The following is a 25544-nucleotide window of genomic DNA, read 5'->3' as shown; positions in this document are numbered from 1 at the left end:
TCACATCAACTTCAGGAGTCCAAGGTGACCGCACCGGAAACCAATTCGCCACCGGACGCGCAAGCGTTCGTCGACATGCAGGCCAGTCCCGAGTTCCAGGAACTGCGGCACCGCCTGCGTAGCTTCGTGTTCCCGATGGCCGGGTTCTTCCTGGTCTGGTACGTCATCTACGTGCTGCTCAGCACCTACGCCGTCGACTTCATGTCGACCAAGGTGTGGGGCAACATCAACGTCGGTCTACTGCTCGGCCTCGGCCAGTTCATCACGACGTTCGCCATCACCGGCATCTACGTGCGGTTCGCCAACCGTGAACTCGATCCTCGCGCCGCAGCCCTGCGCGCCGAGATGGAAGCCTCCCAGGGAGCGAAGCCGTGAATGTAGAAGCCGTGAATGTACTAGCCCAGGCCGCCGACACCACCGTCGGTGAACCGCTCGTCAATATCGCGATCTTCGGCGCGTTCGTCCTCATCACGATGGCCGTCGTCATTCGCGCCTCCAAGAAGAACGCGACGTCTGCGGAGTTCTTCACCGCGGGCGGCGGATTCTCCGGACCGCAGAACGGCGTCGCCATTGCCGGTGACTACCTCTCGGCCGCAAGCTTTCTCGGTATCGCCGGTGCCATCGCCGTCTACGGCTACGACGGCTTCCTGTACTCCATCGGGTTCCTCGTCGCCTGGCTCGTCGCGCTCCTGCTCGTCGCCGAATTGCTCAGGAACACCGGCAAATTCACGATGGCGGACGTGCTGAGCTTCCGGCTCAAGCAAGGCCCGGTGCGTACCGCGGCCGCACTGTCGACGCTGACCGTGTCGCTGTTCTACCTGTTGGCTCAGATGGCAGGCGCAGGCGGACTCGTCGCACTGCTGCTCGACATCTCCGATCGCACCGGGCAGTCCATCGTGATCGCCATCGTCGGTGTGTTGATGATCGCGTACGTGCTCATCGGCGGTATGAAGGGCACCACCTGGGTGCAGATCATCAAGGCCGTTCTGCTCATCGCCGGTGCCGCATTCATGACCGTGCTCGTGCTCGCCAAGTTCGGCCTGAACTTCTCCGAGCTTCTCGGTAGCGCGCAGGCGATGGTGTCGAGCTCGGCCGACCCGATCGTCGGCGCTCGCGACGTCATCGAACCCGGTGCCCAGTACGGCGGCAGCGCCACCTCGAAGATCAACTTCCTGTCGCTCGGCATCGCACTCGTCCTCGGCACGGCAGGTCTGCCGCACGTGCTGATGCGCTTCTACACGGTGCCCACCGCCAAGGAAGCTCGTCGCAGTGTCGTGTGGGCCATCGCGCTCATCGGTGCGTTCTACCTGTTCACCCTCGTGCTCGGCTACGGCGCCGCAGCGATCGTCGGACCCGACCGCATCCTGGCCTCCGCAGGCGGCCAGAACTCCGCGGCTCCGCTGTTGGCCTTCGAGCTCGGCGGCGTCATTCTGCTCGGCGTCATCTCTGCGGTCGCCTTCGCGACCATCCTCGCCGTCGTCGCCGGATTGACGATCACCGCGTCGGCGTCGTTCGCTCACGACATCTATGCGAGCGTCATCAAGAAGGGCCAGGTCGACGACAAGAAGCAGGTCAAGGTCTCGCGCATCACGGCCGTCGTCATCGGCATCCTGGCCATCGGCCTCGGCATCCTCGCGAACGGGCAGAACATCGCCTTCCTGGTGGCGCTGGCGTTCGCCGTCGCGGCAGCAGCGAACCTGCCGACCATCCTGTACTCGCTGTTCTGGCGTCGCTTCACCACCACGGGCGCACTGTTCAGCATGTACGGCGGCCTGATCTCGACGATCGTGCTGATCATCTTCTCCCCGGCCGTGTCGGGATCGAAGACGTCGATGATCCCCGGCTCGGACTTCGCGTGGTTCCCGCTGTCCAACCCCGGCATCGTGTCGATTCCGTTGGCATTCATCCTCGGTATCGTCGGAACGCTGATCTCGAAGGACGCCGAGAACACCGACAAGCAGGCCGAGATGGAGGTTCGCTCTCTCACCGGCATCGGTGCGGAGAAGGCAAGCGCCCACTGATCCACCTGTAGGACTGTTCGCGAAGTGCCCGTGTGAGCAAGGCCTCACACGGGCATTTTTCGTCCAGCGGTTACCATCCCTGCTGTGGCCAAGCTGAAGGTTTCCCTCGACGTCCCGCTGACCCCCGAGCAGACGTGGGCGCATGCGTCCGATCTGTCCGGCTACGAGCAGTGGCTCTCCATCCACGAAGCGTGGCGCGGTGAGCTGCCCGAGCAGCTGGCCGTCGGCACCACCCTGGACTCCATCGCCAGCGTGAAGGGCATGCGCAACCGCGTCTCGTGGAAGATCGAGTCCTATGATCCGCCCCGGAAGCTCGAGCTCAAGGGCAACGGTAAGGGCGGAGTGAAGATCGGTCTCGACCTGTCGGTGAAGTCCAAGGGTGACGGGTCCGAGATCACGATCGACGTCAATCTGTGCGGTGCCCCGTTGTTCGGACCCATCGGGTCCGGTGTCGCTCGCGCACTCAAGGGCGACATCGAGAACTCGCTGAAGACGTTCGTCAAGATCTACGCCTGACGGTGTAGGAGTGGAGATGCATGCCCGGTAGGCACAGTGCGCCGTCGTCCGCGACGGGCAACAGAGGGTTCGCCAAGTACGTCGTCGTTGCCGTCGTCCTGCTTCTGATCGTCGCAGGCGGAGTGTTCTTGGCGCAGAAGGTCTTCGGCAGCGACTGCGGTGACCCGTCGAACTACACGTTGGCTGCCGACCCCGCGATCGCGCCGGTACTGCAGAAGATCGTCGACGACTCCGCGCCCGAGGATCTCGGTTGTGCCGAGGTGGCGGTGACGGCGATGGAGTCGGGTCAGGTGTCGGCCGCAGTGGCCAAAGGCGACGACGTTCCCTCGCTCTGGATTCCCGATTCGTCGCTGTGGGTCGGCAAGACCGTGCGATCGACCGCGTCGCTGATCGACCTGGCGAGCCAGTCGGTGGCAAGCACCCCGGCCGTCCTCGCAACCCGCAAGGACGAGGTTCCGTTCTTCGACACGTGGCTCACCGCACTGAAGCTCGAAGGTTTGCGCATCGGTAATCCGTTGGCCAACACCATCTCCGACGCGGCGATCCTCGGGGCGGTAGCCGAGGCGGGTGGAGACGAGAAGGCCCTCGATGCGGTGTCGACGGCGCTCGTGCCGATCGCTCAGGCTCAGGCCGCCACCCGCGGCGAAGCCGATCCCACCACCCGGTTGGACGATCTGGTGGCCGACGGCGGCGTGGCCGTGGTGTCCGAGCAGACCATGTTGGAGTACCGAAACGACACCGGTGCCGAACTCGGTGCGACGGTGCCGCCGACGGGCAGCATCTTTCTGAACTTCCCGCTGGCCGTCACCGAGCCTGCAGGCGAGCGGCACGACAGCGCGAAGTCGGTCGGCAGCGCGCTGGCCGCGGTCATCGAATCCGATCGAGGTCGGGAGATGTTGTCCGAGGCCGGTTTTCGGTCGGAAGACAACGCGCCCCTCGAGTCCGATCGTGGTATCGGTGCCGTCGAGAGTCTGGCGATCGGCGACCAGCAGGCTGCCGAATCGGTGCTGCGTCAATATCAGGTGCTCGCGCTCCCGTCGCGAGCGCTCGTGATGGAAGACGTGTCCGGCTCGATGAACTACAGCGCCGGGGCGAACACCCGGATCGCGATGACGGTGCAGGCCAGCGAGACCGGGAATCGACTGTTTCCCGACAATGCGTCGATGGGATTGTGGGCCTTCTCCATCGGGCTCGGCGGCGGCGATCAGGATTACCGTGAGCTGGCACCGATCCGGCGCATGGACGAGAAGGTCGGCGACACGACCCAGCGTGAAGTGCTGCTGCAGCAGACCCGCACCCTTCCGTCCCTGGTCGGTGGTGGAACCGGACTGTACGACACCACGTTGGCCGCGTTCCGCACCGTGCAGCAGGGCTACGACCCCGATGCGGTGAACAGCGTCATCATCCTCACCGACGGTGCCAACGAGGATCCGAACAGCATCTCGCTCGACGAACTGCTGGCCACACTGCGTACCGAACAGGACCCGTCTCGTCCGGTCGTCATCGTCACCATCGGTATCACCGACGACGCCGATGCGGGTGTGCTGCAACAAATTTCTGCTGCCACCGGGGGCACCAGCTTCGTAGCGCGAAACCCCGCCGAAATACCGAACGTCTTCGTCAATGCACTGAGAAGCCGTTCCGGTCGCTGACGGGAGCGGCTATGCTGTGCGCCGCGTGCTCTCCGTCACGTGGGGTAGTGCGGAGAAGTCCCGCAACACAGTCGTGTCGGGGGTATAAGTAGGGGAGTCAGCGATGTCAGGACGTCACAGCGGCAGTAGTCGCAGGTTCAGTCCTGTCGTGACCTGGGGTGCGGCCGCGCTGGCAGTAGTCGTGGTCGCGGCCGGTGGCTGGTTCGGCGTCCAGGCCGTACGCGCAGCGGGTTCGGACTCGTGCGAATCGCTGGACACGGTCTCGCTCGCGGTGGACACCTCGATCGCCGAACCGGTGCAGCAGATCCTGGCCCAGGCGGGCGAGGTGGACCGCGGCTGCGTCGACTTCGAGGTGCGGGCCGAGCGCCCCACCGACACGGCGACCGAGATCGCAGGTACCGACGAGAACCGCCCCGACCTCTGGATCCCGGACTCGACGTTGTGGCTGCTCAAGACTTTGCGTTCGACCGGAGCCCTGCCCGAACTCGCCAAGACGTCGGTGGCGAACACACTGCCCGTGCTGGTGTCGGCGTCCGACGGCGCCCCGGTGACCGACACCTGGCTCAGCGTGCTGCAGATGCCGGGCCAACGCATCGGCGATCCGCTCACCAGTAGTGCGTCCAACGCTGCGATCCTCGGTGCGCTGGCCGAGTCCGAGGTCGCGATCTCCGACGCCAAAGCCGTGTCCGCCGCTCTGGTGCCCATGGCACAGGACTTCGGCCGGATAGCCGACACGCCCCACGACACCCCGGACCTCGTCGCCCAGGTGGCGACCGAGGGCGGAACCAGCGTCGCCACCGAACAGGCCGTGCTGGCCTACGAGGCAGCGAACCCCGGATCGTCGCTCACCGAGTCGGTGCCGCCGACGGGCAGCTACTTCCTCAACTACCCCCTCGCCGTCACGGCTCCGGCCGGGCCGGAGTACGACCGCGTCAAGGCCGCCGGGGCCGCGTTGGCGTCGGTGCTGGCCTCGCAGTCGGCGACGGACACACTCGTTGCAGCCGGCTTCCGAACGTCGAGTGGAACCCCCTTGGCCGACGGCAGAGGCGTCGGCTCGGTCGCCGCGTTGGAAATCAAGAATCCGCTGTCGATCGAGACGACGCTGCGCGACTGGGCGGTGCTCGCGTTGCCGCTGCGGACCCTCGTCGTCGAGGACGTATCGGGTTCGATGGCGGCGAAATCCGGCGACTCCACCCGCATCGCGTTGACCGTCGATGCGTCGCTCGGTGCCAACGATCTGTTCAGCGACCAGACGCAGATGGGGCTGTGGGCCTTCTCCATCGGACTCGGTGGTGGAAAGCAGGATTACCGAGAACTGGTGCCGCTCGGCCCGGTGAGCAACACGTTCGACGGTAAGCCGCAGCGTCAGGCCATTCTCGATGCAGTCCGTGGGCTACCGGCTCTGGTCGGAGGCGGGACCGGACTCTACGACACCACTCTGGCAGCGTTCCGACGTGTCAAGGAGGGCTACGACCCCGATTACGTCAACAGCGTCATCATCCTCACCGACGGCGCGAACGAGGACAACGGCAGTATTTCCCTGGACCAGCTTCTCGCCGCCCTGCAGAAGGAGCAGGATCCGGTGCGTCCCATCGTGATCATCACGGTCGGCGTCACCAGTGATGCCGATCCGGTTGCGCTGCAGCAGATCTCCGCGGCCACCGGTGGTACGAGCTATGTCGCGGAGGATCCCCGCGATATCCCGGACGTGTTCGTCAAGGCGTTGAACTCGCGCACCGAGCGTCTCGCGGGGGAGTAGCTCACCGCAGCAGGAAGCTGATCGTGATCGCGGCCGCGCAGGCCAGCGTCACCACCACCAGAGTCGCCGCGTCCGAGGCCTTGAAACGTGCCTCGGTGGCGGTGATCATGCCGGTGCCCCCGCGTGCGGTGATGGCTTCACCCATCTCGTCCGCGCGCCTGATGGCCACCGACATCACCGTGGTCACGATGTCGACCAGTGAATTGTCCGACGCACTGTTGACCACCGGCTTCGGTCGCAGCCGTCGGGCGGCGTTGAGGGTCCGCATCTCCTCGATGAGCAGCGGAAGCGACCGCAGGCTGAGCGCTACGGCGATCGCCCACTCGTCGACCGGCAGCTTCAGCTTCTTGAGCGGTGCACCGAGTTTCGACACCGCCGGAGCGATGTCGCTCATCGACGTCGTCCACCCGATCATCATCGATGCGCCGAGCAGAACGAACACGAACAGCGTCGCACGGAAGTACAGCAGAACCGCTGCGCCGCCGATGGGCAGATTGATCAGTGCTCCGACACCGAAGAGCGCCCAGATCCACCACGGTGGCCGAGGTAGAGCCGTGATCGGAATGTGGGCGATGACAGCCGCGACGACCAGCAGCGCGAACACGATGCCGAGGGCAGGCCACGTCGGAGCCACGACGAGGGTGATGCTGAGCAGCAACACCACGATGAGCTTGGTGCCCGCCCACAGCCGGTGAATGGGTGAGATCCGCGGAACCTGGCGCAGTACGACGGTCGTCACGAATGCACGCTCCCATGAATCGAATCGGAGACGATGTGGCCGTCGGCCATCGTGATGGTTCGACTGCAGACGGCGTCCATACCGTCCACGTCGTGCGAGATGACCACGATCGATACGCCGCGCTCACGCAGGCCGGCGAGGACGCCGATGATGTCGTCGCGTCCGGGCGGGTCCAGTCCGGCCAGCGGCTCGTCGAGCACCAAGATGCGGGGTCGACGAGCGATCAGACCGGCCAGCACCACGCGTCGCATCTGCCCGCCGCTGAGCGAGTCGACGTCGCGTGCGGCCAGTGACCGGTCGAGGCCGACGGCATCCATCGCGGCCGACACTGTGGCAGAACCGGTTTCGGGCCCCGCGGCCGCGGCGATGTCCTCGGAGACGGTCCGCCGCTGCAACTGCAGCCGCGAATGCTGAAAGGCCAACCCGACGTCCCCGACTCGCGACGTCATCGCCTTGCCGTCGAGCTGCGCGACGCCGGTGGTGGGCCCGGTCAGCCCGGCCATGATCCACGCCAAAGTCGACTTGCCCGAACCGTTTCCGCCGAGAACGAGAACTCCCTCGCCTCGCTTGACGGTGATGTCGACGCCGTTCAACGCCGATTGTGCCCACGGGGTGCGCCTGTTGTAGACGTGCCGCACGTCGCGTAGTTCGAGCAGGCGCGGGCTCGAATTGTCGTGCAGAACAGCAGCGTTGCCGGTCCTGGTCTGCATCCACAGAGTGTCGTGCTCCACCTGCATGCCCTCGTGTAGATGTACGACGCGATCAGCGGCAACAGTTTCCGAGACATGATGGGTGACGAGTACGACCGACATCCCGTGCCGACGGGGCAGTGCCGCGAGTAGCGAGACCAGATGTTCCCGGCCCGAGGCGTCGATCATGGCGGTTGCCTCGTCGGCAATCAGTAGAGCGGGACGCCGAGCCAGGGCCGCGGCGACAGCGAGTCGCTGCATCTCGCCGCCGGAAAGCGAGGCCGTGTCGCGAGCACCCATGCCGCTCAACCCCACCTCGTCGAGCAGGGCGTCGACGTCGGGGCGAGAGTCGCCGGGTGGCAGTCCCCATACGACGTCGTCGGCGACGCGGGTACCGAGGATCTGACTTTCGGGTCGCTGCAACACCACTGCGGTGCCGCCGTACCGTCCGAGTCCGGTGGAGCCGGGACGAGTCACCGAGCCCTCGGAGGGTTCACGGCCTGCGAGAATTCGCGTCAGCGTGGATTTGCCGGATCCGTTGTGGCCGACGATCGCGACGAATTCTCCCGGTTCGATGTGCAGGTCGATACCGCTCAACGCTGCCGATCTGCTGCCGGGATACCGGTAGCCCACGGCGGTCAGGGTGACGGGCAGTGGCGCGATCTCGTCGTCGATGCCCGAGACGAACGGCTCCGGGGTGGGGATGGCCGAGAGGCGATCGAGGATGGCGGTGAGGATCAGCCACGCGAACAGCGTTCCAGTGACGATGCCGAATGCGATGGATCCGCCGACCCACCACCACCAGTTGTCGAGTACCGCTGTGCTGCTGCTGCGAATCACATCGGGGATGGCCTGCGGGGCGGATACGCGCTCGAACAGTCGGGAGATGCCTTCGATGGTGTTGCGGAGCGTCTCGAGAAACAGCTGCCGTAGCGGGACGAGGATCAGCAGCAACAGCACCGCGAGGGCTCCGAGTGCCGGTCCGACGATTGCCGACGTGACGAGCACGCCGAACAGGCCTTGTTTCCGGCGCTTCGCCCGGCCGACCAGACCGCCCAGCAATGCCGCACTGGCCACGGTGAGCGCCGTCTGAGTGCCGGCCGCGACGAATCCTACGAGTATGCCCGCCACCGCTGAGGTGACCAATGCTCGCGTGCGATAGCGCAGGGCCACCACCGACATGGGAATAGCGGCGACAACCTGCAGAATCGCTGCCATCGGCACCAGCACGCCGATCACCGTCAGCGCGACGGTGAAGCTGCTCATCACCGCAGCGGTCGCCAATTCTTGCGGACCGAGGGGCCCGGACTCGGGACGGTGGGCAGCGCTGACGGTCACCGCTCCAGTGTGCCAGCTCGACTGAGGCACACTGTCTGCGTGACTTCCGAGATCGCGACCCGCAGGCGACTTCATCCGGCATGGATCGTCGCCGCGGTGGCCTTCCTCGCTCTCGTCGGTGCGGCGGGGTTCCGGGCCGCACCGAGCGTGTTGATGGTGCCGCTGCAGGAAGAGTTCGGTTGGCCGCGGTCGATGCTGTCGCTGGCGGTGGGCGTCAACCTGGTGCTGTTCGGTCTGACGGCACCGTTCGCCGCGGCGTTGATGGAGCGTTTCGGGATCCGAGCTGTGACGTCGACGGCGTTGGTCGTCGTGGCCGCGGGCAGCGCTCTGAGTGTGTTCGTGACCCAGGCGTGGCAGTTGGTGTTGACGTGGGGCGTCATGATCGGGTTGGGCACCGGGTCGATGGCTCTGGTGTTCGCGGCGGTGGTGACGAATAGATGGTTCGTGCAGCGTCGCGGGCTCGTCTCGGGCGTGTTGACCGCGGGCAGCGCGACGGGGCAGTTGATCTTTCTGCCGTTGATCGCTCAGCTGGTCGACCGATCCGGTTGGCGCGCAGCGTCGTTCCTCATCGCCGGGGGCTCGCTGATCGTGGTGCCGTTCGTGTTGCGGTGGCTGCGCAACATGCCGGCCGATGTCGGCGTGACTCCGTACGGCGCACCCGCCGACTACGTCCCGCCGGCGGCGGTGTCGACCGTGAACCCCGCGCGCGCAGCGGTGCAGGCTCTACGCGACGCGAGCCGAGTACGAACCTTCTGGGCGTTGGTGCTCGGATTCGCGATCTGTGGCGCAACGACCAACGGGCTCATCGGAACTCACTTCATACCGTCTGCGCACGACCACGGAATGCACGAAACCACCGCAGCGGGTCTGCTGGCGGTGGTGGGAATCTTCGACATCGTCGGGACGATCGCATCGGGTTGGCTGACCGATCGGGTGAATCCGCGGTATCTGTTGGCGGCCTATTACGGCTTTCGCGGAATCTCGCTGCTGTTTCTGCCGTGGTTGCTGTCGGCGACCATCCAACCGTCGATCGTCATCTTCGTGGTGATCTACGGATTGGATTGGGTGGCAACGGTTCCGCCCACGATTGCTCTGTGCCGAGAGGTGTTCGGCGACAAGGGTTCTCTGGTGTTCGGGTGGGTCTTCGCCTCACACCAGATCGGAGCGGGCATCGCGTCCGTCGTCGCGGGCATTGTGCGTGACGCCACCGGCGCATACACGATGGCGTGGTTCGGCGCGGCCGGCTTGTGCGCGGTTGCTGCCGTCGTGAGCATCAGAACAGGAAAGCCCTCGTAGCGAGGGCTTTCCTGTTTCAGAGGTTCGGGTCAGCGGCTGCGCTGGCTCGTTGCCGGGCCCGCTGCGCGACGGCTGTGGCCACCGCCACCGCTACGCGGCTGACCACCACTGCGCGGCTGGCCACCACTGCGCGGCTGTCCACCCGAGCGGGCCGGGCCGCCGCGTCGCGCGTTGTTGTTGCGCGGGGCTCCGGTGCGGGCCGGTGCCGGCTCTGCCTTCGGTGCAGGCTCGACGTAGCGGGCCTGCTCGCCGACGAGGTTCGCCACTGCAGGCGAGTCGGCGGTGACGCGGATCGGGGTGACCTTGATGTCGGCCTTGCGCAGCAGAACTGCGGTGTCCTTGCGCTGCTCGGGCAGAACCACGGTCACGACGTCGCCTGCGCTGCCGGCGCGCGCGGTGCGGCCGGAGCGGTGCAGGTATGCCTTGTGCTCGGCCGGGGGATCGACGTGGACGACGAGCTGAACGTCGTCGACGTGGACGCCGCGGGCTGCGACGTCGGTGGCGACGAGCACGCGGGCCTGGCCGGAGGAGAAGGCCGCGAGGTTCCGGTCACGTGCGGCCTGCGAGAGGTTGCCGTGCAGGTCGACGGACGGGATTCCGGCATCGGTGAGCTGCTTGGCGAGCTTGCGGGCCTGGTGCTTGGTGCGCATGAACAGGATGCGGCGTCCGGTGCCGGAGGCGAGCTGGTGGACCAGCTTCTTCTTGGCTTCGACGCCGTCGACCTCGAACACGCTGTGAGTCATGGCCTCGACGTGCGAGGTCGCCTCGTCGACGGAGTGCGTGATCTGGTTGTGCAGGAAGCGCTTGACCAGTTTGTCGACACCGTTGTCCAGGGTCGCCGAGAACAGCATGCGCTGACCCTTGTCGGGGGTGGCGGCGAGGATCCGGGTGACGACGGGCAGGAACCCGAGGTCGGCCATGTGGTCTGCCTCGTCGAGGACGGTGATCTGTACGCCGTCGAGGGTCAGGTGGCGCTGCTTCATGAGGTCTTCGAGGCGTCCGGGGCAGGCGACGACGATGTCGACTCCGGACTTGAGTGCGGACACCTGACGAACCTGCGACACACCACCGAAGATCGTCGTGACCTTCAACGAGTACGCGGCGGCGAGGGGTTCGATCGCGACGGCGATCTGGGTGGCGAGCTCACGCGTCGGCGCAAGGATCAGTCCGCGCGGGCGGCCGGGCTTGCGGTTGCCGGGGAGTTGGCCGGCGAGACGCGCGACCATGGGGATGGAGAATGCGAGTGTCTTTCCGCTGCCGGTCTTTCCGCGTCCGAGTACGTCGCGTCCCTGCAGTGTGTCGGGGAGCGTGTCGGCCTGGATCGGGAAGGCCTCGGTCTTGCCCTGGCTCGCGAGTACGTCTGCGATGGCCTGGGGTACTCCGAGTGCAGCAAAAGTCTGTGGGGTCGTCATTGTGATGAAAAGTGCCTTTCGGGCAGGGTGTTGCACCTGCGGGCCTTCGGGCCGAGATGCAAGGTGGCGAGACTGCCGGTGGGCAGTTTCGATCGCCGTAAGAGAAGCCTGTGCGGGGTGCACATGGTGATTCGGGAGCATTCCACGACGTCTGACGTGCAGTTACGCGCGTCGATACCGAGTGTAACCGAGTGCGGACCCGATCTCTTCCCGCGGTCGACGGTCACGCGGCGTCGGAGCCGAACAGTCCGTCGATGTAGACGTTCTCCGCCGGCGAGCTGTAGAGCTCGACCACCGGCATCGGCGGCGCGCTCGAATCGTACGTGTGCCCGGTGGGTGAGATGAGCCTGTAGCGATGTCGCGCGTTCCGTTTGTCTCGTAGTGCTTCGGCCGTCCAGCCGTCGCCTTCTTTCGCGTAATTGCATGCGGCACACAGGCCTGCGCCGTTTTCGGCGCTGGTCGCTCCGCCCGCCGTGTGCGCGATGATGTGGTCGTGGTGCCGGATGGGCGCGTCGCACCACGGGGTGCGGCACGTGCGATCGCGGAGATCGATGAGGCGTCCCAATGCGGTGGGAAATGCGCGGGATGTGGATTCGACGGCTGTCAGTGCGCCGGTTTTCGGGTGGGCATAGAGGCGACGTAATGCGACGCGCGTCTCATTGCCCTGCGCATCGTCGAGTGCGTCGCGCACGAGTTGGCGTGCGACGTCCGACGGGATGTCGCCGTAGCCGTGCAGATATGCGGACGTGTCGCCACCGGCGAGCAGGGTCGAATCCGAGATGACGATGTCGACGGTGACCGGTGGACCTTGAGCGGCCGATGTGCCGGTGACTCTCTCGAACACCAGGTCGGCCATGATCTGGTCGCGGCTGCGTGTGTCGCCACCTGCGTTGATGACGGTGTCGGCGTCGCGCCGCAGGGTCGCCCACATGCAGACGGTCTTCTCCATCGAGGTGAGCGCGGTGAAGAATCCCATCAATTCGGGTGCGGGGCGCGTACTGACTCGGCGTGCGGCGTATGCCTTTGCGCGTCGCTTGACCTGGGAGGCGGCGTCCAGTTCGTTGGCGAGTGCGCGGGCGCGACCCTCGATGGTGCGATCTCCTGCACCGGCGAGGGTGGCGGGGTCTGCGCACAGACGTTCATCGATGGTTCGGCGATCGTCGACGGTGAGACACGCGGTTTCGCGGGCGAGAATCATGACGCGCCACTCGTTGAGTTCGCCGGCTTTCAGGCGGGCCAGGGTGTGTGGCATTTCGTGAACGAGCGCACGAGCAAGCCCGAGATGAGTGCCGCCGCGGTTGGGTGACTCTCGTCGAGCCAGGCCGATCTGCGACGCAATTCCTGTGCGCCACTGGGCTTTCGGCTTGCCACGTTCACGACGTTCGGTGCTGATCACGGTTGCAACGGCATCGGTCACGACGGCTTGGGTTGCCACGCTGACGCATTTGACGGTTTCGAGAGCAGAGATGAGATCGATGCCTGCTGCTGCGTCGACGACTATGTCGGACGCCTGAAGACGCGCAACGAACCTCAACACCTCAGCGGATGTGAGCGGTGATTCTGGTATAGCTGTGACCACGAGTTCCTCCCCGGTACTCGAATGCATGTTCGAATGTACGCCGGTTCGGGAGGTAGTGCAACAGGGCGGGGTGTGAAATCTGAGAGTGCGCGCCGAAAAGCGATGCTGGTGCCCTCGGCAGGATTCGAACCTGCGACCTACCCTTTAGGAGAGGGTTGCTCTATCCCCTGAGCTACGAAGGCTGGTGATCGAACGAGTGCTCCAAAGTCCCTGTGCGGCAAGGTCTTTCGATCAGTCGAACAATCGGGTTGCGGGTGGGTCGCTGTCGTACTGCACAGCGGGCCCACATCGCGGTCGTCAGTCTAGCGGTCCGCACCGCAGATCGTGAAGCAGGTTCGCGCTGCTGGTCACTACACCGGTCAGTGATGCGATCAGATTCAGGGCGGTGCGGTGCTGGTGGGCGGTGTAATCGGCGACCGATTCGATGCCGACGAAGCACTGAATGTCGCGGGCAAAAGCGTCGAACGTCGTCGCGAGAATTCCCGCCGAGGCGAAGACACCCACAATGACCAGCTGGTCACGGCCTCGTCGGCGTAGTTCGACCTCGAGATCGGACGCGTAGAACGCGCTGTAGCTGCGCTTCGCGATCGGAACGAAGTCCGATTCGGTGACCGCCACGTCCTCGGCAGACGGGCCCAACCCCCACATCGGCCCCAGCAGTCCACGCTGTTCGATCGCCTCAGCCGCCCGCGGACCGCTCGCCAGAATCGGCACTCCGGCAGACCTGGCGCACGCGAGCACCGCCGACGCTTCTGCGGCCACCCGCGCACGAACCGAGGAGTGCAGCACGTTCAGGTAGTACGGCTGCATGTCGTGGACCAGAAGTGCCGCGCGCTCGGGCCGCAACTCCCACTCGGGACCACCCACACAGTCGCGCAGAGTCTCGACCGCGTACTTCTCTACTTCGACGCTGAATGTGGCCACGTCGGTCATCCTCGTACAAACGCGCGCGCATTTGCCAGACGCGCGCAGAGTCGTCAGCCGCTGGCTGTCTATTTCGCTCGCACCTGACGAACGCGCGCGCGTTTGCGGATCCCTAGGCCCCAGCACCGCAGAACGAGCCCGATCCCCACCACTCAATCCGCGGCAATTGCATCCACGATGTTCAGGCGTGATGCGTGTACCGCAGGCGGAGCCGATCCCAGTAGTGAGAGGCCCAACGCGACGAGTCCGTACAACAGCACCGTCCAACTGGCGTTGTACTGCACGGGAATTCCGATGCTGGCACCGAGGATCAGTGTGCTCAGGTATTGCAGGCCGGCACCGATGATCAGCCCCAGAATGCCGCCGACGATGCCCACGGACAGTGCCTCCGCCAACACCATGCGTGCCAGGGTTCCTCGGCCGCCGCCCATGGCGCGCAGTACTCCGAGTTCACGTCGACGTTCGAGTACCGACAGCGTCAACGTGTTCAGCAATGCGACGGCAGCGACCAGTGCGACGATCCACTGCAGTGCGATGGCGAGTGCACCGGATTGGCGGATGGCCGCGCTGGTGCCCTCGAGTGCCGCGGCGCCCGTGTACACGAACGCCTCGGGCGGCAGAGTCGATCGCAGCGAATTCTGCACGGCTGCAACGTCTCCGTCGACGGTGATCTCGAGGTACGTCGCACCCGGGCGGTCGTAGAAGCGCTGCATCGACTCCAGTGAGATCGCCATCGTGCCGCCTGCGGCGTTGATGTAGTCCACGAGATCGAGCACGCGTACGTTCTGCACCCCGGTGGGCGTCGGCAGATCGATGGTGTCTCCCGCCGTCACTCCCAGCGTCGTACCGAGCGCCTTCGAGAGCACCACCCCGTCGCCCGCGAGCAATCCCGCGCGTACGTCTGCGGGGAGCGAGGCCAGTGTCACCGCGTTGCTTCCGTCGGCGACGCCTTGGATGGAGACCAGCTCGTCGTCGATGGTCGCGTAGGCCCACTGTCCTTCGACGACGCGGGAGACGCCGGCCGTCGCCCGCACGGCTTCGTCTACGGCGGTGGGAACGATCGGGCCCGACGGTATGGCGTCGGGTGAGCTCATCGATACGTACAGGTCCGTGTCGGCGAGCGACGACAGTGATTCGGCGGCGGAGTCGGTCATGTTCGTCAACGAACCGGACACTCCCACACTGACTCCCACGGCGATGACGATGGTCATCACCGTCGCCCAGATGCGCCGCGGAGCGCGTTCGATGGTCGCGGTGGCAAGGCGTCCGGCACCACCCCATCTGCGGGGCACAGCGCCGGTGGCCCAGACGATCGGCCCGGTTCCGCCGACGCACAGTGCGACGACGCCGAACATGAACAGGGCACCGGCACCGAGGGTCAGTTGCCCGTCGACGTTGACGGCGAACACGAACGATCCGGCGATGGCGAGCAGACCGAACACGGTGGCGGCCAACGTGAACGACAGCTTTGGGCCGCCGGATGTTTCTCCGCCGCCGACCGCCAATGCTTCGATCGGCGAGATGCGATACACCTGAACGGCAGCCAGAGCGGACGCGCCGACGCAGGCCAGCACGCAAGCCACGATCGCGACGGGAATGGCGAAGCTCGGCAACACGTATTCGATTCGCGCATCGAATGCTTGCGACAGGAACGGCGGCAGGCTCTCGATGGCGATGCGGCCCATGATGATTCCGAGAGGTACCCCGACGGCACCGCCGACGAGACCCACCAGTACCGACTCGAACAACAGGTCGCGGACGATGTCCGCGCGCCGACCGCCGACCGCTCGGAGCAGGGAGATGGTGGGGCGACGCTTGGCGATGGCCATGTTCATGACGTTGAACACCAGGAACGCCGCGACGACGAACGCGATGAGGGAGACCATCAGCGTCGCATTGCGCGTCAGACTCATGGCCTGATCGGCTCTGTCGGCCCGGAATTCCGGATTCATCACCGAGACTCGGCCGGCCAACGCCGCGTCGAGGTTCGATCGCAGGTCGTCTCCGCCACCGAGAACGAAGATCGAATCGACCTGGCCCGGCCGGTCGGTCAAGGCCTGCGCGGTGGGCAGCAACGTGACGGCGAACATGCCCCCACCGATGCGCTGCGTGCCAGGGCCATCGATCACGCCCACTACCGCAGTGGGTCGGTCGGCGATCGTGACCGTGTCACCCTGCGTCAATCCCGTTGCTGCTCCGACCAATACGCCCGACGGGTCGGACAGCAGACCCGCTGCGCTGCCCACGGCACCTTGCAGATCGGACTGCAGTGCCGTGATCGATGAATCGACACCCAGTACCGTCAGCTCGCCGACATCGGATCGTACGATGCTGCGGAGCAGGGGTACCGCCGCATCGACGCCCGCAACACCGCGTACGACGTCGAGTTCGTTCTGTGCGAATCCGGAATCGGTCACGCCGACAACTTCGTACTGCGCGTTGCCTGCGATCGACACCGCCAGACGTTCGACAGATCCGGTCAGCGATCCGTACGTGCCGAGGACGGCGATGAGCAAACCCGCGGCGACGGCCACGACTCCCGCCGAGACCAGCGAACGCACCCAGTGCATTCGGAGGTCTCGGAGGCTGATGACGCGAAATCTGCTGAGCGCGGTACCGATCACCGAGGTGTACCAGCGGTGTCGGTGTCGACGCGGCCGTCGATCATGCTGACGACGCGATCGGTCGACCGAGCCGCCTCGAGATCGTGGGTTGCCATCACCACTGCCCGACGTCCCTCGCTGCCGTGGGCTACGTCGGCAAGAATCTCGAGGACGTTGTGGGAGGTCTTGGAATCGAGGTTGCCCGTCGGCTCGTCGGCGATCAGCAGCGCCGGGTCCATCATCAGGGCTCGGGCGATGGCGATGCGTTGAATCTGGCCGCCCGACAGTTGTGCCGGGCGGTGTTCGGACCGAAGCGCCAGCCCCACCATGTCCAACAGCCGCATCGCGTCGGCTTTCGCCTTCTTGATGGGGGTGCCGTCGAGCAGCTTCGGGACGGCCACGTTCTCCCACGCCGACATGGTCGGCAGCAGGTTGAAGAACTGGAAGACGAAGCCCACCTGATGGCGTCGGAAATCGGACTGTGCGTTGTCGTCGAGGGTGGTGACCTCGACGTCGTTGAATCGGATGGACCCGGCCGTCGGGGTGTCCAGCGCGCCGAGCATGTGCAGCAGTGTCGACTTACCTGCTCCGGACGGCGCGACCAGCGACACGAATTGACCACCGTCGATCGTGAGATCGATGCCGTCCAACGCACGGACCGGTTGTTCGCCGGTGGGGTACTCCTTGACCACGCCGGACAACTGGAGCTTCAACTTCGTCATGCATGATCCCCTGCTTCTCGAATACTTCCGACGCTACCTGCCGTCGGGTCGAGAAACCGGTCGGAGTTCTCAGATCACGCTGCGCCGCGCGAGGATTCGAGCCGCCTGGCCACCAGTGCCGCCTGGAGGTGGCGGATACCGGACGGACGAGTCGGGTCGAACCCGGTCAGTTGTGCGATTCGCTTGAGGCGATAGTCGACGGTGTTGGTGTGCAGATGGAGTTGCCGGGCGGAGCGCTGACGGTTGAGGTCGTGCGAAATGTGGATCTCGAGGGTCTCGAGCAATTCGGGTGACGAATCGAGCGGCTCGAGGATCTGGGTGAGGTGGCGTCGACCCGGTCCGGGACGAGTGAGCTGGTACTCGAGCACCAGGTCGTCCATCCGGTACAACCCGGACGGGCGGTGCAGCTGATGAGCCAGGGACAGCAGTTCGTGGACCTGGTCTGCTGCGGTGGGAATGTCGGCTGTCGCAGCCTGCTCGGCGGTGGCGGTGACGGGGACCTCTGCGGCGGTACCGATGCGGTGCACCAGCGCCTCGACCCACTCGTCGTCGTGGACGCCGGGGATCAGGACGGTTCCGCCCTCGGTGCTGAGCAGCGACAGGGGAGTGCGTCCGCACACGGTGGCCAGTTCGGCCTGCACGCGACGCAGCTTGCGTCGTGCAGCCACCGTCTTCTGGATGTTGGGGTCGTTCTCGTCGGGGTGCGGCGGTACCGACAGTGCGAGCACGAGGTAACTGTCGGCGAGTTCGATGCCCGACTGGCGGGCCATCGAGACGGCGTTGTGTCCGCTCAGCAACGAGGTGACCAGCGTGTGCGCGGCTGTGTGATGCTCGCTCGCCACCGCCTGAAGCTCTTCGACGTAGCTCTTGCTGGCCGCGATCGAGACCTTCTCCGACAGCAGCACGAACATGCGCGCAGCCTCGATCAACTGGGCGGCGTCGCCTTCTCCTGCCCGCTTGGACACCAGATTCCAACCGATCTGAATGCCTTCGTGGTAGACGCTGAGGACGGACTCGAGCGGGACACCCTCACGAGCCCATTGACTGGCCTTGGCGCGCAATTCGGCCAAGTCGGACTCGGCAGGTGCGCGCCGCTCGTCGAGCATCTGCACGGCGATGCTGATGCACTTGACGGTGAATTCGGTGACGTCTCCGTGGAGTTGTTCACCGGGAAGTGAACCGCAGGGAGTATTGGCGGCGAAGTGGCCTACCAGGAGGCGCGCCACTGCGCGAAAATCGCGAAGGGGAGCCGAAGCAGGCTGCCCTGCGACCATGATTCCGAGGCCAGTCGAGTTGTGAACGGTCACAGATCAACCCTTCGTGTTGGATTCTTCAGGTTTTGAGAGAGCTACCGTACTCACGCGTAGAAACGCGCTTCCTGTCGTGAATCTATGCAACTTCAGCCGAAATGGCAGGTTTTTCAAACTTTGAGTTTGTTTCCTGGCCTCTAACGGGATCGATCATAGGTTGTTATCTACGTGTGATCCATGGTTTCGGCAAAACTCGTTGTGATTTATCTCGAGCGGGCCACGAGGGGCCTTGCGACTTGCCCTAAACAATGCAGAAGGCGGTCCCATCGCCTGCGCTACGCGCCTACTTTGATCTCGGATCGGTCCGGACGAGCGGGGTGAGAGGACGAGTATGCGCAGCGACATCGGGCAGTTCACGGTTCTACGGGAACTGCAGCCGACGATCGACGACAACCTCGCGCGCCACCGCTCGACAGCTGTCTCCTCCTGGCAGCCCACGGATTTCGTCCGGACCGAGATGTACTGGGGAACGCGTACGTCACCGCTGACCGAAGCCGCCAAGGCGGCACTGGTCACCGATCTCCTCACCGAGCAGAACATTCCGCTGTATCGGTGCGAGGTCGCGGCGTCGGGTACTGGCTCGTGGCCTGCCTGGCTCGCCGAGTGGAGCGCCGAGCGCACCCGGCATGCTGCAGCCGTCACCGACTATTTGGTCGCCACGCGCAGCGTCGATCCGACGGCACTCGGTCGAGCTCGCGCACAGTGCAAGACGGTGGGATTCGACTCCCCGATGAACGGCGCTCACCTCCTTCGTTCTCTGGCGCAGGTGACCCTCGACGAAACGATCAGTAGCGTCTGCCATACGAATACCGCACACCAGTGCCACGATCCGGTTGCCGATCGCTTGCTCGGCCGGATAGTCGACGACCAGAAACTGCACGTCACCTTCTTTGCGAATCTTGTGTCGGCAGCGCTCGACGTCGCCCCCGCTCCGACCGTCACGGCAATCACCGAAGTCGTCATGAACGCGCAGTTGCCGGGTACCAACCTTCCCGGCTTCGGTCGGAGCGCCATGCTCATCGAGCGGGACGGGATCTTCGATCTTCGACGTCATCTCGACGAGGTGCTGCTGCCGACGCTCGCTCGGTGGCGCGTCTTCGAGCGGACCGACCTGGGTGTCGGTGTCCGCAGCCGCGACCAATTGGCCGACTACCTGGTCCATCTCGACACCCGGGCCGCGGCAGCCGAGGCGAACCGAACCCGAACTCCGGGGTACGCAGACGCGCTGCGCGCCAGCTGACGTGAGTGCATCACGCCTTCGGCGACCATTCATCGACTAGCCTGAACCCCTGTTCGTCATTCACCGAGCCAGCGGGCTCGGGGCTACTACCGGAGGCCGGCACGTGACAGGGCATCGACCGATCATCGTCGGCATCGACGGTTCCGCTGCGGCCGACAAGGCTGTGATCTGGGCGGCCCTGTGCGCTCGGCGACGGGATCGGCGATTGCACATCGTGACGGCCGTCGACATGCCGGGCGTTGTCGATCTGAGCGAATTTGCAGGCGAGGCAACGGAATTCGTCGCCACCGCTAAATCGCGGCTCGCAGCCGCGGAAACGCTGGCCGTGTCGGTCGTCGACGACCCGACGTTCGAGGTGACCTCGAGTGCCGTCGAAGGCGGCGTGATGGACGTACTCATCGGCGTATCGGCCCAAGCCGAGCTCCTGGTGATCGGAGCGAGCGAAACGGGCGCTGTCACACTCTCTCTGGCCGCCCACAGCGTGTCACCCGTCGCCGTCGTACGCGGCCGGGACATCGACGGCCGTCCCGTCGCCGAGGGCCCGATCGTCGTCGGCGTGGACGGATCCGACGTCAATCAGGCAGCGGTCGAGTGGGCGTTCGCCGAGGCCTCGGCGCGTGATGCTCCGTTGCTCGCGGTACACGTATGGTCCGACGTGGATCTGACGCGCTCGTTCGGTCGCGCGCCCGCGGACTGGCAGGCCATCGCCGACACCGAGGAAGCACTGCTGGCGGAAAGTCTCGCCGGGTGGCAAGAGCGGTTCCCGGAGGTCGACGTCCAACGCGTCGTCGCCCAGGATCGTCCCGTTCGAGTGCTCAGCGGACTGTCCGAAACGGCAGCGCTGATCGTGGTGGGTAACCGGGGGCGCGGCGGATTCGGGGGAATGCTGCTCGGGTCGACGAGCTTCGCTCTGGTCAACACCGCAGATTGCCCGGTGTTGGTCGTCAGGAAAGCGGTCACATAGCGACGGTCAGCAAGAAGCTGACGTCTTCGAGGGCTTCGACGCTGTGCCGTGCGTCGGGGATGACGAGGAGATCGCCGGTGGAGCCCTTCCAGGTCTTCTCACCGCTGATCAGTTCCAACTTGCCGCTGAGGACGAGGACGGTCGACTCACCGCTGAGATCGTGTTCGGCCAGCTTGTTACCCGCGGCCAGCGCCACGACGGTCTGCCTCAATTTGCGACTGTGGCCGCCGTACACCGTCTGCGAACTGCGGCCACTCGACGCGCCGACTGCGAGCTTGAGTTGCTGACGGGCAAGTGCGGTGAGTGACTTCTTGTCCATAGCCGCCAGTATGACGCACCACCCACAGTCGCGATGGAGGAATCATGAACGCGCTCAAACAGTTTGGGTAGGCTTCCCGTACTCCACATATCTGAACTGTCTACCGTCCACTCTGCTGGTGAGCCAGTCACCCGTCTTCTTGATCCAATCGCCTTCCACCGTTGGCGCATCCGTATCGCCCGGTACCTCGACATCGATCTCGGTCACATGCAGGGTTGTGGCGAATGGCATTGCCGATCGGTAGATTTCACCGCCGCCGATGATCCACGCGGTCTCGCCTCCGGCCAGCGCCAGGGCTTCGTCCACCCCGCCGCAGGTCTCGGCACCGGGTGCGTCGAACGAGCGATTGCGAGTGACCACTATGTTGCGTCGGCCCGGAAGCGGTCGAAATCTTCCGGGCAGAGACTCCCAGGTTTTGCGTCCCATGATGACCGGATGGTTCATCGTCACGGCTTTGAACCTGGCCATGTCTTCCGGTACTTCCCACGGAATCCTGCCGGCTTCGCCGATTTTGAGGTTGGAACTCTGCGCCCAGATCAGGCCGACCTCTCTCGATGCACTCACACCGCTACCGGGGCCTTGATTGCAGGGTGGTGCTGATATTCGACGATCTCGACGTCGTCGAAGGTGTAGTCGAAGATCGAATCCCGCTGTGCCAGTTTCAGAGTCGGGTAGGGGTACGCCTCGCGGGAGAGCTGCTCGGCAACCTGGTCGCGGTGGTTGTCGTAGATGTGGCAGTCGCCCCCGGTCCACACGAACTCGCCGACGTCGAGGCCGGTCTGTGCGGCGACCAAGTGGGTGAGCAGTGCGTAGCTGGCGATGTTGAAGGGCACGCCGAGGAACATGTCTGCGCTGCGTTGATACAGCTGGCACGAGAGCTTGCCGTCGGCGACATAGAACTGGAAGAACGCATGGCACGGCGGCAGGGCCATCTGCGGGATTTCGCCGACGTTCCACGCCGAGACGATCATTCGCCGCGAATCCGGATCGGTCTTCAGAGTCTCGATGACCTGGCTGATCTGGTCGATGTGCTCGCCCGACGGGGTCGGCCACGAACGCCACTGCACTCCGTAGACGGGGCCGAGTTCGCCGTCCGGAGCTGCCCACTCGTCCCAGATGCTGACGCCGTGTTCCTGCAGCCACGTGACATTGGAGTCTCCGCGCAGAAACCACAGCAGTTCGTAGACGATCGACTTGAGATGGACCTTCTTGGTGGTGATCAACGGGAAGCCCTCAGCCAGATCGAAGCGCATCTGATGCCCGAACACGCTGGTCGTCCCGGTTCCCGTCCGGTCGGATTTGGCTGTACCGGTGTCGAGGATGCGGCGCAGCAGATCTTCGTACGGAGTCGGAACCATCACGACGGCCATCGTAGCTGCATACTGGACGCATGCCGGAATTACCCGAGGTGGAGGCCCTTGCCGGCTTCTTGCGCGAGCATGCCGTCGGTGCCGTGATCGGCCGCATCGACATCGCGGCGCTCAGTGTTCTCAAGACCTTCGATCCGCCGATCACCGATCTGCAGGGTCGCGACGTCACCGATGCCGCGCGGTTCGGGAAGCATCTGGCGCTGCAGGCGGGTGACCTCTGGCTGATCACCCACCTGTCGCGTGGGGGTTGGCTGCGATGGGTGGACAACCCCAGTGTTGCTCCGCCGAAACCGGGCAAGGGGCCGCTGGCGCTGCGGATCCACTTCTTCACTCCCGAGGGCGCAACCCCGGCGATCGACCTGACCGAAGCCGGTACCAAAAAACGCTTGGCGGTCTGGGTGGTCCGTGATCCTCAGCAGGTTGCGAGCATCGCCCGGCTCGGGCCGGACGCGATGACGGTCACCGAGCTCGAATTCGCCGAGATACTCGGCAGCACCACCGCGCGTCTGAAGACCTCGTTGGTGGACCAATCGTTGCTCGCCGGAATCGGCAACGCCTACTCGGACGAGATTCTGCACGTCGCCAAGCTCTCGCCGTTCGCGTCGTCGAGCAAGCTCGACGCGGAATCCGTTTCGATTCTTTATGCCGCGATGCGTTCGGTCCTGTCCGACGCGGTGGACCGCTCGGCCGGGCAGGATGCGGCGCGGCTGAAGGGGGAGAAGCGATCCGGCATGCGGGTGCACGCCAGAACCGGGCTGCCGTGCCCGGTGTGCGGAGATCCGGTGCGCGAGGTCGCCTACGTGGACCGCTCTTTTCAGTACTGCGCGACGTGCCAGACGGCCGGCAAGATTCTTGCCGACCGCCGGATGTCGCGGTTGCTCAAGTAGCGGGTTCGAGCGTCTGGCTGGCGTAGCCGCGATAGCCTTCCCACGCTTTGCGGCGATCGCTGCGCGGATCTTTCTGCACCCGAGTGCGCGTGTCGAAGATCAGCGTCTTGCGCTCGGCTTCGTCGTAGGCCGGCCACGATTCCAACGGCTTTCCGTTGGTGGCGAACGCAATCCAGTGTGACTGCACCTGCTCGGTGACCTCCGCGAACGACTTTCTTCCCCCTGTCGCGGTCAGAGCTTTACCGAACAACGTCTCGTTGATGCCGAAGACGGCGAACAACTCGAACCCGTGGGTGGCGTCGAGGCCCAGCAACTTCATCGACCGAGGGGCGAAGTCGAAGCGATAGAAGTACGTCGGTGCGTGACGCGAATGTCCTTCGGCCACTTCGAGAGACGGCTTCCAGAACGTGAAATCCCCGCCGAAGTCGATGGCGGCCCGCTCGCTCGGGTATCCACGGTATCCACCGGTGACAACCGGTTCTGCCGCGGGATCGGTGAGGGAGAAGAGTTTGGAAATGCGTTCGGGGTTGGTGGGCAACGCATCCAGAAACTTTGGAAACAGTGTTCCCTCACGGGCGTTGGTGCCGATGATCAGCGGCACATTGTGTGCGGTGCCGTTCGCGTACGCCTCGACCGGATCGACAGGAAGGAAATCACCGTCGATCACCGGGCCGAAGGGGAGCAGGCCGGGAGTGCGGTGCAGCGTGGTGAGTCCGAGCTTGGTGCCTGCTCGGCCGAGTGCCAGTACCTCGGCGTTCTCCAGGGTTTCCACCGCGGTCTCGGCGGTGCCTCCGAGGTACCCGACGTACTCGCTCGCCCACTGGTCCGCCCGGTGCTTGGCGGTCGTCATGCCCGGTGCCGAGCTTTCGGCAATTGCCTGGGCGAAAAGGCCTTTCGCGGCGGGCACTGTCATCAGGGTGGTGACGGCATTGCCGCCTGCGGACTCGCCGAAGACGGTGACGTTGTCGGGATCTCCGCCGAACTCGGCGATGTTGCGCTTTACCCACTCCAATGCCGCCACCTGGTCGCGTAGTCCCAGGTTGGAATCGAACGGCCGCTCGGGGGTCGAGAATCGCGACATGTCGAGGTAGCCCAAAGCGCCGAGTCGGTAGTTGACCGACACGTAGATGATGCCGTTGCCGTCCTGCAGCGAGCGCCGGACCAGCGAACCTCCGCCGTACAGCGGGGTGGCCGACGTGCCGAGGGTGTACGCACCGCCGTGGATGAACACCATGACCGGTCTGGGTGTCGTGCTCGGCGTGCTCGGTGCCAAGACGTTGAGTGTCAGGCAGTCCTCGCTCGACGGTTGGTACTTGCCGACTGCGAGCATCGTGCCCCGCTTGTGCTGAACGGATGCGTTGCCCCACTCGGTCGCGTCGCGCACGCCCTGCCACGGCTGGGTGGGTTGAGGTGCGCGAAACCGAAGCGGACCGACGGGAGGGGCGGCGTAGGGAATGCCCCGCCAGGTGGTGAGATTGCCGACCGGCTTTCCCTCGATCATGCCGTCCGTCGTGGTCACGCGTGTTTTCACAGCCATTTCGCGATACTACCGGGCGCTTCTTACCCGGCGGTAAGAACCGGCAGGGTCGGGTACCGGGCAGACTCGAAAGCATGCCTTTCGAGTATCGAGCCGAGATAGTGGAGCTGCTGCGCGCGCCCTCGCACGCGTACTTCGGGAGATCCAAGGACGGCCCGGCCGACGTGCCGACCGAATTGCCGGACAGCGTCGAGATCGTCGCCCACAAGGGCATCCGCGGCGATCGGTTCTTCGGGGTCAAGGCTCATACCGAGGCAGCGGTGAGCTTCCTGGCACTCGAAGCCTGGGACGCCGTCGGCGAGGTTCTGGGCGTCGACGTTCCCGACCCGGCCGTGGCCAGGCGAAACGTTGTGGTCCGCGGGTTGGAGCTCGACCCACTGCGCGGACTGGAATTCGAACTCGATTCCGGTGACGGCTGGATTCGCTTCCGGGGCGGCCGACCTGCCCATCCGTGCGCGTGGATGGACCGCATGGTGGTCGACGGCGCTCGCAAGGCACTGATCGGTCGCGGCGGATTGCGGGTCGAGCCGCTCTCGGACGGAATCCTGCGAGTCGGGCCGCTGTCGGTTCGCTCCCCGGTCGAACTGGATGCCTCGCGAGCTGCGCTGTCGGTTCGGCGCGCGCAGCCCATCTGACGCGAAGCCGGGGTCGCTCTTGCTCACGAAGT

The 25544-nt window shown here is 65.2% G+C and carries 22 protein-coding genes and 1 tRNA gene; 10 read left to right on the top strand and 13 right to left on the bottom strand.

The genetic code is table 11. The features are described from left to right. The first annotated feature begins 75 nt into the window (after window positions 1-75). The 5 genes from CH266_RS06150 to CH266_RS06130 all read left to right on the top strand — a co-directional run bounded on the left by CH266_RS06150 (window position 76) and on the right by CH266_RS06130 (window position 5948). Window positions 76-375, top strand: coding sequence for a DUF485 domain-containing protein (locus CH266_RS06150; RefSeq protein ID WP_094621737.1), 300 nt, complete (start codon window positions 76-78; stop codon window positions 373-375). 11 nt (window positions 376-386) lie between these two features. Continuing rightward, window positions 387-2021, top strand: coding sequence for a solute symporter family protein (locus CH266_RS06145; protein WP_094714949.1), 1635 nt, complete (start codon window positions 387-389; stop codon window positions 2019-2021). Window positions 2022-2105: 84 nt separating this feature from the next. Beyond that, window positions 2106-2537 carry a type II toxin-antitoxin system Rv0910 family toxin gene (locus CH266_RS06140; protein WP_094714948.1) on the top strand — a complete coding sequence of 144 codons (432 nt, stop codon included), beginning with the start codon at window positions 2106-2108 and terminating at the stop codon, window positions 2535-2537. Between the two features lie 20 nt (window positions 2538-2557). Next, the gene (locus tag CH266_RS06135) at window positions 2558-4189 is read left to right on the top strand and encodes a substrate-binding domain-containing protein (RefSeq protein WP_094694777.1); all 1632 of its coding nucleotides are present in this window, start codon (window positions 2558-2560) and stop codon (window positions 4187-4189) included. 148 nt (window positions 4190-4337) lie between these two features. Beyond that, a complete protein-coding gene (locus CH266_RS06130; protein WP_228139156.1) occupies window positions 4338-5948 on the top strand; it encodes a VWA domain-containing protein in 1611 nt (536 codons plus the stop codon). A 1-nt stretch (window position 5949) separates the two neighbouring features. Here the strand turns inward: CH266_RS06130 and CH266_RS06125 are convergent, their stop codons facing one another. Further along, window positions 5950-6687: an energy-coupling factor transporter transmembrane component T family protein gene (locus CH266_RS06125; RefSeq protein WP_094714946.1), complete on the bottom strand. Its 738-nt coding sequence runs from the start codon at window positions 6685-6687 to the stop codon at window positions 5950-5952. Beyond that, a complete protein-coding gene (locus CH266_RS06120; RefSeq protein WP_255175854.1) occupies window positions 6684-8714 on the bottom strand; it encodes an ABC transporter ATP-binding protein in 2031 nt (676 codons plus the stop codon). Before CH266_RS06120 ends, CH266_RS06125 begins: the two co-directional genes overlap by 4 nt. Window positions 8715-8753: 39 nt before the next feature. Here CH266_RS06120 and CH266_RS06115 point away from each other — a divergent pair, with 39 nt between their 5' ends. Next, on the top strand, window positions 8754-10010 hold the full coding sequence (locus CH266_RS06115) for an MFS transporter (RefSeq protein ID WP_032365954.1): 1257 nt from the start codon (window positions 8754-8756) through the stop codon (window positions 10008-10010). A 29-nt stretch (window positions 10011-10039) separates the two neighbouring features. On the opposite strand, the gene CH266_RS06110 is transcribed toward CH266_RS06115, so the two are convergent. The 7 genes from CH266_RS06110 to CH266_RS06080 form a co-directional block, all read right to left on the bottom strand. Further along, on the bottom strand, window positions 10040-11422 hold the full coding sequence (locus CH266_RS06110; protein WP_027495978.1) for a DEAD/DEAH box helicase: 1383 nt from the start codon (window positions 11420-11422) through the stop codon (window positions 10040-10042). 223 nt (window positions 11423-11645) lie between these two features. Continuing rightward, the gene (locus tag CH266_RS06105; RefSeq protein WP_094714993.1) at window positions 11646-13001 is read right to left on the bottom strand and encodes an HNH endonuclease; all 1356 of its coding nucleotides are present in this window, start codon (window positions 12999-13001) and stop codon (window positions 11646-11648) included. A gap of 106 nt (window positions 13002-13107) precedes the next feature. Beyond that, window positions 13108-13183: transfer RNA gene (locus tag CH266_RS06100), tRNA-Arg, on the bottom strand. A gap of 115 nt (window positions 13184-13298) precedes the next feature. Then, complete coding sequence (locus CH266_RS06095; RefSeq protein ID WP_162182896.1) at window positions 13299-13925, bottom strand: isochorismatase family protein; 627 nt, start codon at window positions 13923-13925, stop codon at window positions 13299-13301. A gap of 152 nt (window positions 13926-14077) precedes the next feature. Further along, window positions 14078-16549 carry an ABC transporter permease gene (locus tag CH266_RS06090; RefSeq protein WP_094714945.1) on the bottom strand — a complete coding sequence of 824 codons (2472 nt, stop codon included), beginning with the start codon at window positions 16547-16549 and terminating at the stop codon, window positions 14078-14080. Further along, window positions 16546-17250, bottom strand: a complete 705-nt coding sequence (locus tag CH266_RS06085) for an ABC transporter ATP-binding protein (protein WP_176457020.1) — start codon at window positions 17248-17250, stop codon at window positions 16546-16548. Before CH266_RS06085 ends, CH266_RS06090 begins: the two co-directional genes overlap by 4 nt. A gap of 74 nt (window positions 17251-17324) precedes the next feature. After that, window positions 17325-18557, bottom strand: coding sequence for a PucR family transcriptional regulator (locus CH266_RS06080; protein ID WP_027495984.1), 1233 nt, complete (start codon window positions 18555-18557; stop codon window positions 17325-17327). Between the two features lie 334 nt (window positions 18558-18891). Here CH266_RS06080 and CH266_RS06075 point away from each other — a divergent pair, with 334 nt between their 5' ends. Both CH266_RS06075 and CH266_RS06070 read left to right on the top strand, forming a co-directional pair. Next, window positions 18892-19800 carry an acyl-ACP desaturase gene (locus CH266_RS06075; protein ID WP_094714944.1) on the top strand — a complete coding sequence of 303 codons (909 nt, stop codon included), beginning with the start codon at window positions 18892-18894 and terminating at the stop codon, window positions 19798-19800. A 103-nt stretch (window positions 19801-19903) separates the two neighbouring features. Next, window positions 19904-20764, top strand: a complete 861-nt coding sequence (locus tag CH266_RS06070; protein ID WP_094714943.1) for a universal stress protein — start codon at window positions 19904-19906, stop codon at window positions 20762-20764. Here the strand turns inward: CH266_RS06070 and CH266_RS06065 are convergent. Genes CH266_RS06065 through CH266_RS06055 form a run of 3 tightly spaced genes read right to left on the bottom strand, consistent with a single transcriptional unit; the run spans window position 20757 to window position 22444 of the window. Then, on the bottom strand, window positions 20757-21083 hold the full coding sequence (locus CH266_RS06065) for a cupin domain-containing protein (protein WP_027495987.1): 327 nt from the start codon (window positions 21081-21083) through the stop codon (window positions 20757-20759). The two genes, CH266_RS06070 and CH266_RS06065, sit on opposite strands and share 8 nt — an antisense overlap. Window positions 21084-21137: 54 nt before the next feature. Further along, window positions 21138-21647 carry a dihydrofolate reductase gene (locus CH266_RS06060; protein WP_094714942.1) on the bottom strand — a complete coding sequence of 170 codons (510 nt, stop codon included), beginning with the start codon at window positions 21645-21647 and terminating at the stop codon, window positions 21138-21140. Next, window positions 21644-22444: a thymidylate synthase gene (locus tag CH266_RS06055; RefSeq protein WP_094714991.1), complete on the bottom strand. Its 801-nt coding sequence runs from the start codon at window positions 22442-22444 to the stop codon at window positions 21644-21646. Before CH266_RS06055 ends, CH266_RS06060 begins: the two co-directional genes overlap by 4 nt. A gap of 29 nt (window positions 22445-22473) precedes the next feature. Here CH266_RS06055 and CH266_RS06050 point away from each other — a divergent pair, with 29 nt between their 5' ends. Further along, window positions 22474-23340: a DNA-formamidopyrimidine glycosylase family protein gene (locus tag CH266_RS06050; RefSeq protein ID WP_032373069.1), complete on the top strand. Its 867-nt coding sequence runs from the start codon at window positions 22474-22476 to the stop codon at window positions 23338-23340. Here the strand turns inward: CH266_RS06050 and CH266_RS06045 are convergent. Continuing rightward, entirely contained in the window at window positions 23333-24877 is a 1545-nt protein-coding gene (locus CH266_RS06045; RefSeq protein WP_094714941.1) for a carboxylesterase/lipase family protein, read from the bottom strand. The genes CH266_RS06050 and CH266_RS06045 overlap by 8 nt on opposite strands. 74 nt (window positions 24878-24951) lie before the next feature. Between CH266_RS06045 and CH266_RS06040 the strand changes: the two genes are divergently transcribed. After that, window positions 24952-25512, top strand: coding sequence for a molybdenum cofactor biosysynthesis protein (locus CH266_RS06040; protein WP_057473722.1), 561 nt, complete (start codon window positions 24952-24954; stop codon window positions 25510-25512). The last annotated feature ends 32 nt before the right edge of the window (window positions 25513-25544 follow it).

This window comes from Rhodococcus sp. 06-1474-1B (assembly GCF_002258885.1).
Classification (GTDB): Bacteria; Actinomycetota; Actinomycetes; order Mycobacteriales; family Mycobacteriaceae; genus Rhodococcoides; species Rhodococcoides fascians.
This window is presented reverse-complemented; position numbering and strand designations above follow the sequence as displayed.

Coding starts and splice junctions, on each gene's coding strand:
- CH266_RS06150 (WP_094621737.1), top strand. CDS start 76: ATGCAGGCCAGTCCCGAGTTCCAGGAACTGCGGCACCGCCTGCGTAGC.
- CH266_RS06135 (WP_094694777.1), top strand. CDS start 2,558: ATGCCCGGTAGGCACAGTGCGCCGTCGTCCGCGACGGGCAACAGAGGG.
- CH266_RS06110 (WP_027495978.1), bottom strand. CDS start 11,422: ATGACGACCCCACAGACTTTTGCTGCACTCGGAGTACCCCAGGCCATC.
- CH266_RS06085 (WP_176457020.1), bottom strand. CDS start 17,250: ATGACGAAGTTGAAGCTCCAGTTGTCCGGCGTGGTCAAGGAGTACCCC.
- CH266_RS06075 (WP_094714944.1), top strand. CDS start 18,892: ATGCGCAGCGACATCGGGCAGTTCACGGTTCTACGGGAACTGCAGCCG.
- CH266_RS06065 (WP_027495987.1), bottom strand. CDS start 21,083: ATGGACAAGAAGTCACTCACCGCACTTGCCCGTCAGCAACTCAAGCTC.
- CH266_RS06050 (WP_032373069.1), top strand. CDS start 22,474: ATGCCGGAATTACCCGAGGTGGAGGCCCTTGCCGGCTTCTTGCGCGAG.
- CH266_RS06045 (WP_094714941.1), bottom strand. CDS start 24,877: ATGGCTGTGAAAACACGCGTGACCACGACGGACGGCATGATCGAGGGA.
- CH266_RS06040 (WP_057473722.1), top strand. CDS start 24,952: ATGCCTTTCGAGTATCGAGCCGAGATAGTGGAGCTGCTGCGCGCGCCC.